The following is an 11,006-nucleotide window of genomic DNA, read 5'->3' on the forward strand; positions in this document are numbered from 1 at the left end:
CTCCGATTGCGGGACGGCCCGGCCCGCGCTGCCGCCAGAAAATCAGCTTACAGCTTCGCAACGCAATCCGGACCCATCCAAACACCGAGTACGGCGGCAGAGGACTTGGGCGCCACAACCGGACTGGGGCAGCATCGATCAACACAAAGGTATCAATCGCGGAGCCGGGAAGATGAAGACCGGCTCGTGGCGGACATGATTGAACTGGCCAGGCAATACGGCAGCTACCCCAGACCGTTTGCTCATCTTTGAAAATGGAGCTATCTGCGCGAAACGGACATGTGGTGGCGCCAAGGCCGCAGGTGCAGCGAACGGCAGCTGCGTCCGGCACAGCAAACCTTGGCTTTTCACGCAGCAATAGTCAGCAATCGGCCCTATTTCGGTCCGCTGTCTATCCCACCGAGCGTGATCCTCGACAGCCTCGCTGCATCTTCCGGTTCCCATTTCTGACGCAGGTCGCGGACATAATCCGCGTCACTCTTCAGCTTTTGCCGTTCCTTGGCGAGGCCCTGCGGAAACAAGCCTGCAAAGCGCAGCACAACCGGTGCCTCATCAAGAATTACGGGCTGGGCTTGGGTGAACTTGGGCTGTAGGGTCATCTTGCTGCTCGGATCTGCTTCTCTGATCCGAGTCTCCGCGAAGACGAAGAAAATCCCGATAGACTTTTTTTGTTTTTGTGAGGCTTGTACTCACTAGGTCGTGTTGACAAAAGGGATTGAACGAACCCGCTGACGCGGGAGGGGTGTAGCTATTGGTGGGAATGGCCTCCTGATGGGAAGGTTTGGTTGCTGAGACCAACCTTTATCAGGAGACCATCCCATGGCTGATGCCACATCAGCGGTAAGCCCGCTGCGCCGCCGTATGATCGACGACATGACGCTTCGCAACCTGTCGCCGGCCACGCAACGATCCTATCTTCATGCCGTTGCAAAGTTCAGTCGGTATTTCGACTGTTCGCCGGATCGACTGGGGCTGGAGGATGTCCGCGCCTTTCAGGTCTACCTTGTATCGCAGGGTATTTCCTGGCCAGCTTTGAACCAGACGGTCTGTGCCTTGCGCTTCTTCTACGGCGTGACGCTGAACCGGGCAGAGATTCCCGAACGGATCGCCTATGCGCGCACGCCACGCAAATTGCCAACGATCTTGAGTGCCGACGAGGTCGTGCGTTTTCTTGAGGCGGTGCCGTCGCTGAAGGCACGCGCGGCACTGACAACGGCCTATGCCGCGGGCCTGCGTGCCTCCGAGGTAGTCAGTTTGAAGGTCACGGATATCGACAGCGATCGCATGCTGATCCAGGTCCGTCATGGCAAAGGCGCCAAGGACCGGACCGTCATGCTCTCGCCGCAGCTTCTCGGCATCTTGCGGACTTACTGGCGCCTGGCGCATCCGAATGACTGGCTGTTTCCCGGCCGTGGCGACAAACCGATTGATGTGCAGGTGCTGCATTCCGCCTGCCGGTCCGCGACCAAAGCAGCGGGACTGACCAAGAAGGTCAGCGTGCACACGCTGCGACACAGCTTCGCCACCCATATGCTGGAGAACGGTGTCGACATCCGGGTGATCCAGGTGCTGCTCGGACACGCGAACCTGTCGACCACTGCGCGCTACACGCAGGTTGCCACAACGACGATCGCGAAGACGCAAAGCCCGTTTGATCGCCTGAGCCTGGAGGTGGTGCCACCCGGCTGAGGCGCGCGCCATGCGCCCGGCCGTGGAGGTGGCGGATATTTTCCGTCGCTATGGCGAGGCGTGGCGGCAGGCCCATGACGGACATCTGGGCCGTGTCGAACGCCGGGTAATGAGCGCGATCGAACTGTGCAGGACAGCTGCGCTTGGCGGCCATGTCGAGGGTTGCCGGACCTGCCGCACGGTGCGTGTCGCCTATAATTCCTGCCGCAACCGGCACTGCCCCAAGTGCCAGGGGGCGGCGGCGCGTGACTGGCTGGAGGCCCGGGCAGGTGATTTGTTGCCGGTGCCCTATTTCCATGTGGTCTTCACGCTGCCCGAAGAGATTGCAGCCATTGCCTTCCAGAACAAAAAGCGTGTCTACGGTATTCTGTTCCGGGCGGCGGCCGAGACCCTGCGCATCATCGCTGCCGACCCCAGACATCTCGGCGCCGGGATCGGTCTCATCGCGGTACTGCACAGCTGGGGCCAGACCCTCAACTACCATCCCCATCTCCATTGCATCGTACCGGGCGGGGGCCCATCGCCGGACGGCAGCCGCTGGGTTGCCTGCCGTCCCAATTTCTTTCTGCCGGTCCGGGTGTTGTCGCGCCTGTTCAGACGGCTGTTTCTGGAAGCATTGCGCGCCGCCTTCGAGGTCGGGCAGTTGCAGTTCTTCGGCGAGATTGAAGAATTGGCCGACCCGCCAGCCTTTGCCCGGATGCTGACTTCGGTAAGCCGCCGCGACTGGGTCGTTTATGCCAAACCACCCTTTGGCGGACCAGGGCAGGTGCTGGCCTATCTCAGCCGCTATACGCATCGCGTTGCCATCGCCAACTCCCGCCTGATCAGCATGGAGGACGACAGGGTGACCTTCCGCTGGCGCGACTATCGTCGTGGCCGCAGACCCAGAAGGATGACCCTCGACGCCGGTGAGTTCATCCGGCGTTTCCTCCTGCATACCCTGCCGGACGGCGTTCATCGCATCCGTCATTACGGCTTTCTCGCAAACGGACAGCGCGCTGCCCGTCTCACAACCTGCCGGGCGCTGCTGGCTGCCGGTACACCGGAGGCAGCCGACCGCGTTCGACCCGCAACAAGCCCCGAACCTGTTTCGCGTCCTTGCCCCTGCTGCGGCCGGCCGATGGTCACACTCGCCGTCTGGTATCATGGTCAGGCACCACCCACCGGACCGTTCTGGAATGACAGCTCATGAGCACTCGGGGCAAACCACCGCCACGCGATCCGCAGCCGATCCGCACGAGGGCCGGCAAGATGGTATGCGGGCCAAGGCCCCGATTACGCCGGTCCTGGTCGCTCCGGGAGACCACCGGCCCGCAAACCGGACCGGTTCAGCGGTCCCTCGCGACCAGCCATGGCGCCATCAGCCGACTGTTCGGCACCATTCATCCGCACGTACGCCCCCTTGGTTATAACGCCAGGCCAATGCCAGTGCCGCAATCCCCATAGCGCAAAACCGGCCCGAGAGTTTGTTCAATCCGGCTTCAATGAGGTCCGCCCGACACCTGTGCGGCGGCATCGGCGTTCTGCCCGCGGACCTCACAGAACCCTCCAGATTCACAGGCAGCGCTGAACGTGATTCAAGCTGGTATCTGCGATGGAGGCCAGCTTGGCACGAGACCTAATGACGAACGAAGAATGGGCGTTCTTTGAGCGTTTCATCCATTCTGCCCGCGCCCCGAATGGTCGCAAACCTACCAATCATCGCCTTGTTCTTGACGGGATATTCTGGATTGCCCGGACCGGCGCGCCATGGCGCGATCTGCCGGAAGAGTTTGGCAAGTGGTCGAGCGTCTACCGCCAGTTCCGGCGCTGGACGCTGGCGGGGCTATGGGAGGAGATCATGGAGGCCCTGAACGAAAGCGGGGCCGTGCCAGACGCCCTGCAAATGATCGACAGCACCGTGATCCGGGCCCATCATCAGGCAGCGGGTGCAAAAGGGGGACTCCGCGACAGGGTTTCGGCCGTTCTAGAGGTGGCTTCACGACCAAGATCCACCTCCTCGTCAACGCGCATGGTCTGCCCATGAGAACCGAAATCACGCCAGGGCAAACGTCCGACTATCTGGGCTTTGACCTGGTCATGGCAAAAAACCTGCCCCAACCTAAGATATTGCTGGCCGACCGCGGCTATGACGCTGACGGCATTCGTAAGTCTATGAATGACCGTGGCGTTCGCCCCGTGATCCCCATGCGCCGGTCCCGCAAGAAACGCGTCGGTGTGGATCGTTCCTTGTACCGGCTTAGAAACCTGGTCGAACGATGCTTCAACAAGCTCAAGAACGCCCGCAGGGTCGCAACCCGCTACGACAAGACAGCCGAGAGTTTCCTTGGCTTCGTCGATATTACGTCTATCCGCCTATGGCTGCGCCATTTGTCAACATGACCTAGGCGATCCAATAGGGCAAAAGTTGTCTATGCCCTAACAGGCCTTCTCTCTACCTCGCACTTAGCATCAGTGCTACTGATGGATTTACGATTGGTGGTCGAACTCTCCCACACACGGATCAGAGGTTGCTTCAGTTTATCGAACGAAGTCGATGTTCCTAGTGCTTTTGAGAAGTTCGAAATGTAAACAAAACATTGAACAGCAGAAAGATGGAAATGACAGGACGCGAAGAACAATTGCTAACCGTCAGCATTCAGGAAAATATCCATGCTGCCAGCAAGATAGAGGCCACACTCGGTCACCTAATTGAAACCTATGGAAGCAAGTTGTCAGATCGAAGATTTGATGATCATGACGAAGCTGAGCGAATACTCATTTGGTACATCAGGCGACTTTACCGTGACATAGGAATACTTGCGGAAAGGTTATCATTGCCGCTTCTCGCAAAAGATATCAAACGAGAATTTAAAACAATAAGCCCGAATTCCATTGCTGAAATGTTCTTCGATCCTGACATCGGCAGCCCCTGCAGCACTTACCTCAACAATCTCCGCGATTACTTCTCATCGCTCTCGACGATCACTAAGGCCAGCTCAGTTAGCGGCCTTCAGGTTTTTGAAACAATTTTGGAAAACACGGCCATAATCATTAATGAATCCAATGTAGAACCAAACAATGAAGCCAACGTTCGCAACGCGATTCTCAGAGTGCTACGCTACGCTTTTCGAGACGTCCAGAGGGAGGTTTCCGCAGCTAAGCTTCTAAAGGTTTATAAACCTGACATTGGCATCACGTCCCTCATGGCTGCAGCGGAATACAAATTTGTGACTTCAGAGAGCGCTCTCAAGGCCAGTCTAGATGGAATCTACGCAGATATGAAGGGTTATGGGGGACACTATGACTGGCGAACATTCTACGCCGTAATTTATATGACCGAGCCTTTTTCGCATCAGAAAGAGTGGGAAGCAGAGTTTAGGTATTCAAGATCTGACATTAATTGGAAACCCATCCTCATAAATGGACCAGGTAAAAGAATTAAGAAAGAGAAAATTTAAAAGGTCACGCGAAGCCACCCTTCGAGTCCGACGCAGCCAACGCGCCGACCTTGGAGTTTTGCGACATCATCGATAGTCATGGCAAAGGCTAGACAAGAATTAAAAAATCAGAATCCTAAATGGCACTGCCAAAGGAAGTGTGATGACACCCCCCTCAATGATTTGCTTAGAGTACTACCAACCCGCCTTTATACTTCTTCACAAGGAGTTTAGAGATGAAGTTGGAAGCAAGGCTATGCACGAAGCAAAGTATTTTCAAACCTCATTTTTGGCCGGAAATTTCCCGGCAGGATCAACAATAGACCCTGATCACGTGTGGGCAGTGGCAAATCGACTACTTGAAGAGATAGAAAGGGTGATGGGAGATATTATCTCGAACCACTCAACGTTTTTTTGGCACCATCTTTACAGAAGAACAGGAACGACACTTCACAGACTTGAAGGGGAGAAAACAGACCCTGTCACAATAAGGTTGGTTCGGGAAATATTGGAAATAGCCTTCCAAAAACACGGCAAGCTGAACGAGACAGACGACATAGGCATAACAACTGAGGTTAATCCATCCGACATCCTGGGAGGCTGGATGATCAAGGGGTTTGCTTCAATTTCAAAACAAAATGACTTTGACTGGAAGTCAGTGTCGAACAAAATCATTGCCTCAAAACAATACGTCATCACTAAATTCAGCGAAACTGACTTCATTAACTTATTCCGTTTACAGGCATATGCATATGAATACTGGCGCATCACTGCATTGATGCGAGCAGTCGGTAAAGGAGCAAGCATTGTCATCAAGGATGATAGAAACTGGTTGCGTAGCGATCCCAAAGACTTCGCTTGGCTGGTGAGCAACTTTGATAGGCGAAACGTAGAATTTCATGGCTGCCTCACGATCCGCGGGAACTGGGCAGCAGAACCTATGATCCATAACTCACACACGGATGACACGTTTCTTATTCCAATTGAAAATACTGAACAGACCTTTTCTCATGAACTGAACATTACAACTAACTTTCTTCCTGCAAGCTTCTCAGCAGCAGGCTACCTAAAGGCTTGCAAACCGCTACAGGAGGCTGCTCAAAGAGAGTTCGGCTTTTCTCTCCACCATCTATTGGCAGTGATACACGGTCTCACAATTTTTGGGAAAGCGCCTACACGTGTTTTCACCGCTGGCAGCTTAGAGCAAGCTCGCATTCTAGGGGATGCATCAATGCTTAATTTAGTTCAGAGGGGATACACCACATTCACAGGAGACTTAGAAAGTCTTGGGGCGGAGGTTCATTTCCGTTTCAAGTGGGCGAAGATTGCCAATGCGCCCGACATGAGAACCACCCTCAAGGTGCTCGAATTTTTGTCTCTCACCGATGAAGACAAAAGTGAGATTTCTCTTTGGAGCCGTGGACCCGCTAAAATTATCATACCGACTCGCAACGGCTTTATCATTAACCTCCCAAGGATTCCTAATCTTTTATTCAACCTTTCCGCAGAACATATGCAAGGTGACGAGAAAAGATGGAAATTGAAGGCTCACGAGCAAAATGAGCAGGGCAGTCACTTTGAAAGCGAGTTTAGAAGAGCTTTTAAGTTATCTGGCCTTCGCCCTATCCACCAACGCATTAAATACCAAGGAAAGCTGAAAGGTGAAATCGATGCTGCTGTCGATATTGACGGGGAACTTTATGTATTTGAGTGTTACGCTTCGCCAATGCGTTTTGATCTTGAGAGAGGGAAGCCTTCATCGATTCAGGCTCGCTGCTTTGGAAATCCAGAAGGAAGAGGTAAATACGGCCTTAATGACAAATTAAAGCAAGTAATGGATCTTTGCGAATTCTTAGAAAAGAACAAAATTGGAGACAATTACGATTTCTCCAAATTTGAAAAATTTGTACCAATTGTCGTGTCACCGTTTCAAGAGTGGATCTGGGAAAAAAGCGACAAACTTTGGTTGAATGAGACCACACCGAGAATATTGAGTGCGGACGAAGCCCTGGAATTTGTCCGCTCCTTGCAAGCTAGTAGCTCCAGTGTCTAGCTATCTTCATCGGGCTTAGTAGATGCGCAATTTTCCTCGGAGAACGCAGCGTGGACCTTGAGAACGGAGAGGGTAAATCCGTTATGTGCCTGAACACTCCTTCTCACCAACATTTTCCCTTCAGCTCTTGCCTACATAGAATTCCAGATGTTGCAGAATTACAAGGGCACCATTCATCATCGCCTGCTTCCACAGTGCTTCCAGCGCCGCAGGTGTAAACACGGAAAACCCCGCTGTTGCGGGGCGTAATGCGTTGTTTTGGCTGTATGTTTTTGGTTGCGGGAGCAGGATTTGAACCTGCGACCTTCAGGTTATGAGCCTGACGAGCTACCTGGCTGCTCCATCCCGCGTCAGGTGTATTTCGCATCGTTTTTGAGAGATATTTGGATTTTACTAGGTTTGGCGGTGACCTACTCTCCCAGGGCTTGAGCCCAAGTACCATCGGCGCTGCAGTGCTTAACTTCCGGGTTCGGGAAGGGACCGGGTGTTTCACTTGCGCTTTTGCCACCAAACCGAGAAAAATCCACTTGCCTCCGGCAGGTGGATTTGGCGGCAGGCAGCGTATTTGCAAAGCAAATGCGCGTTGCCGCACCTGGGTTGCGTCACGAGACGTTTCCACGAGCGGAAGGCAGTACAATCAACGTTTGTCCAAGTTTTGTTTTGGGATGTGTTTGCTTGTTTGGTTCTGAGTAACACTGTCTGTTACTGGATCAAATCAAGCCTGTCGGGCGATTAGTACCGGTCAGCTGAACGCATTGCTGCGCTTACACCTCCGGCCTATCGGCGTGGTGGTCTTCCACGGCCCTCAGGGATACCTTGTTTTGAGGGGGGCTTCCCGCTTAGATGCCTTCAGCGGTTATCCTGTCCGATCATAGCTACCCAGCACTGCTATTGGCATAACAACTGGTCCACCAGTGGATCGTTCACCCCGGTCCTCTCGTACTAGGGGCAACTCCTCTCAAGTATCCTACACCCACGGCAGATAGGGACCGAACTGTCTCACGACGTTCTAAACCCAGCTCACGTACCTCTTTAAACGGCGAACAGCCGTACCCTTGGGACCTGCTCCAGCCCCAGGATGAGATGAGCCGACATCGAGGTGCCAAACACTGCCGTCGATATGGACTCTTGGGCAGTATCAGCCTGTTATCCCCGGCGTACCTTTTATCCGTTGAGCGATGGCCCTTCCACGCGGGACCACCGGATCACTATGGCCGACTTTCGTCTCTGCTCGACTTGTCAGTCTCGCAGTCAGGCTGGCTTCTGCCATTGCACTCAACGAGCGATTTCCGACCGCTCTGAGCCAACCTTCGCGCGCCTCCGTTACTCTTTAGGAGGCGACCGCCCCAGTCAAACTACCCGCCACGCAGGGTCCCGGATCCGGATAACGGACCGCGGTTAGACATCAAGAGTGCGAAGGGTGGTATCTCAAGGGAGGCTCCACCGGAACTTGCGTTCCGGCTTCGATGCCTACCACCTATCCTGCACATCACAATCCTGATGCCAGTGCGAAGCTGTAGTAAAGGTGCACGGGGTCTTTCCGTCTAACCGCGGGAAGCCTGCATCTTGACAGGCAATTCAATTTCGCTGAGTCGATGTTGGAGACAGCGGGGAAGTCGTTACGCCATTCGTGCAGGTCGGAACTTACCCGACAAGGAATTTCGCTACCTTAGGACCGTTATAGTTACGGCCGCCGTTTACCTGGGCTTCAATTCGGAGCTCTCACCCCTCCTTTTAACCTTCAGGCACCGGGCAGGCGTCAGACCCTATACGTCGCCTTGCGGCTTCGCAGAGCCCTGTGTTTTTAATAAACAGTCGCCACCCCCTGGTTTGTGCCCCCGGATTCCACTTGCGTAGGACCCGGGCCTCCTTCTCGCGAACTTACGGAGGTATTTTGCCGAGTTCCTTCAACATCGTTCTCTCAAGCGCCTTGGTATTCTCTACCAGTCCACCTGTGTCGGTTTAGGGTACGGTCTGATGGAGGGCTATTTCCAGGGACTGATCAGCAGCCCATTCAATCCGATAAGGATGAACTACCGTCACAATCCGTCACATCCTCCTGGCCCACGAATATTAACGTGGTTCCCATCGCCTACGCCTTTCGGCCTCGGCTTAGGGGCCGGCTTACCCTGCTCAGATTAGCTTTAAGCAGGAACCCTTGGACTTTCGGCGAGAGTGTCTCTCACACTCTTTGTCGCTACTCATGTCATCATTCTCACTAGTGATCTCTCCACGGGATCGCTCACGCGCCCGCTTCATCGAAAGCTCCTTGCGTCCAATCTTTCCCGGAGGAAAGTAAGGACGCATGGACCTATGTCACACTACGCTCTGCTACCATGCACTATGTGCATCCTCGGCTTCGGCTCATGGCTTGAGCCCCGTTACATCTTCGCCGCAAGACATCTTGATTAGACCAGTGAGCTGTTACGCTATCTTTAAAGGATGGCTGCTTCTAAGCCAACCTCCTGGTTGTTTTGGACGTCTCACCTGCTTTCCCACTTAGCCATGAATTGGGGGCCTTAGCCGGAGGTCAGGGTTGTTTCCCTCTCCACGACGGACGTTAGCATCCGCCGTGTGTCTGCCATCCAGTACTCCCGGGTATTCGGAGTTTGGTTAGGATCAGTAAGCCTGTGGGGCCCCATTACCCATCCAGTGCTCTACCCCCCGGGGTATTCGGATGACGCTCTACCTAAATAGATTTCGCAGAGAACCAGCTATCTCCGAGTTTGATTGGCCTTTCACCCCTAGGCACAGCTCATCCCGATCTTTTTCAACAGATGTGGGTTCGGCCCTCCAGTGCGTGTTACCGCACCTTCAGCCTGGCCATGCCTAGATCACTCGGTTTCGGGTCTGATCCCACGAACTCATGCGCCCTATTAAGACTCGCTTTCGCTGCGCCTCCGCCTAGCGGCTTAAGCTTGCTCGTGAGACCAAGTCGATGACCCATTATACAAAAGGTACGCTGTCAGCCCTCAAGGGGCCTCCAACTGATTGTAGGCGTTCGGTTTCAGGTACTGTTTCACTCCCCTCGCCGGGGTGCTTTTCACCTTTCCCTCACGGTACTGGTTCGCTATCGGTCAGTAAGGAGTACTTAGCCTTCGGAGGTGGTCCTCCGATCTTCGAACAGGATTTCACGTGTCCCGCCCTACTTAATACGTCCCTCAGAGCTTAGAATACGGGGCTGTCACCCGCTATGGCCATGTTTCCCAACATGTTCTTCTCACTCATCAGGCTCGGCTGGTCCGCGTTCGCTCGCCGCTACTAACGGAGTCTCTATTGATGTCCTTTCCTCCGGGTACTTAGATGTTTCAGTTCCCCGGGTTTGCTCTTATAGACCTATGTATTCAGTCCATAAGTACCTGGTTAAGCAGGATATAGGCAGCCTTGCGGCTGTTATATCAAACTTTCAGGTGGGTTCCCCCATTCAGAGATCTTGGGATCAAAGCCTATTCCCGGCTCCCCCAAGCTTATCGCAGGGTATCACGTCTTTCATCGCCTCTTACTGCCAAGGCATCCACCAAACGCCCTTCTCGCGCTTGATTTGATCCAGAAAAAGAAAGTGTTACCTTCCACGGTGCGGAAGCTGGTAAGAAACCGCACCCTTATTCTGAACCAAAAAGCAAACTATCCCGCTCCCGGTCATGTCGGTGACCAGGAACTTGTTGCATGATCGTGCGATCATGCGGGTTAGTGTACTTGACTTGGACAACACTGCCGTTTCAGCAAGGCAGACCTATGGATGCCCGAGGAAAGGGGCATGTTCACAGGCTCGCATCACCTCCCGAAGAAGGCTCAGCACCTCACTGAGGCTCTCCCCTCACGCGGGGCGCCAACAGTATTGTTGA

Annotated in this window: 5 protein-coding genes, 1 tRNA gene, 2 rRNA genes and 1 pseudogene; 5 read left to right on the forward strand and 4 right to left on the reverse strand. The window is 54.1% G+C overall.

The window, feature by feature from the left end; genetic code table 11:
* Positions 1-374: 374 nt before the first annotated feature.
* Positions 375-599 (reverse strand): hypothetical protein, encoded by a 225-nt coding sequence (locus OKQ63_RS15020; RefSeq protein WP_264210862.1) that lies wholly within the window; start codon positions 597-599, stop codon positions 375-377.
* Positions 600-819: 220 nt separating this feature from the next.
* Between OKQ63_RS15020 and OKQ63_RS15025 the strand changes: the two genes are divergently transcribed.
* The 5 genes and pseudogenes from OKQ63_RS15025 to OKQ63_RS15045 all read left to right on the forward strand — a co-directional run bounded on the left by OKQ63_RS15025 (position 820) and on the right by OKQ63_RS15045 (position 7,161).
* Positions 820-1,689, forward strand: a complete 870-nt coding sequence (locus OKQ63_RS15025) for a tyrosine-type recombinase/integrase (RefSeq protein ID WP_222506715.1) — start codon at positions 820-822, stop codon at positions 1,687-1,689.
* A 10-nt stretch (positions 1,690-1,699) separates the two neighbouring features.
* On the forward strand, positions 1,700-2,881 hold the full coding sequence (locus OKQ63_RS15030) for an IS91 family transposase (protein WP_264210863.1): 1,182 nt from the start codon (positions 1,700-1,702) through the stop codon (positions 2,879-2,881).
* Positions 2,882-3,310: 429 nt separating this feature from the next.
* Positions 3,311-4,071: pseudogene (locus OKQ63_RS15035) on the forward strand (IS5 family transposase).
* Between the two features lie 218 nt (positions 4,072-4,289).
* Positions 4,290-5,129 (forward strand): PD-(D/E)XK nuclease domain-containing protein, encoded by an 840-nt coding sequence (locus OKQ63_RS15040; RefSeq protein ID WP_264210864.1) that lies wholly within the window; start codon positions 4,290-4,292, stop codon positions 5,127-5,129.
* A 142-nt stretch (positions 5,130-5,271) separates the two neighbouring features.
* Positions 5,272-7,161: a hypothetical protein gene (locus tag OKQ63_RS15045; protein WP_264210865.1), complete on the forward strand. Its 1,890-nt coding sequence runs from the start codon at positions 5,272-5,274 to the stop codon at positions 7,159-7,161.
* A gap of 273 nt (positions 7,162-7,434) precedes the next feature.
* On the opposite strand, the gene OKQ63_RS15050 is transcribed toward OKQ63_RS15045, so the two are convergent.
* The 3 genes from OKQ63_RS15050 to OKQ63_RS15060 form a co-directional block, all read right to left on the reverse strand.
* Positions 7,435-7,511 (reverse strand) — tRNA-Met (locus OKQ63_RS15050).
* Between the two features lie 47 nt (positions 7,512-7,558).
* Positions 7,559-7,673 (reverse strand): 5S ribosomal RNA (gene rrf / locus OKQ63_RS15055).
* Between the two features lie 199 nt (positions 7,674-7,872).
* Positions 7,873-10,703: ribosomal RNA gene (locus OKQ63_RS15060) — 23S ribosomal RNA — on the reverse strand.
* Between the last annotated feature and the right edge of the window lie 303 nt (positions 10,704-11,006).

Source organism: Leisingera thetidis (assembly GCF_025857195.1).
In the GTDB taxonomy this organism is placed as follows: domain Bacteria; phylum Pseudomonadota; class Alphaproteobacteria; order Rhodobacterales; family Rhodobacteraceae; genus Leisingera; species Leisingera thetidis.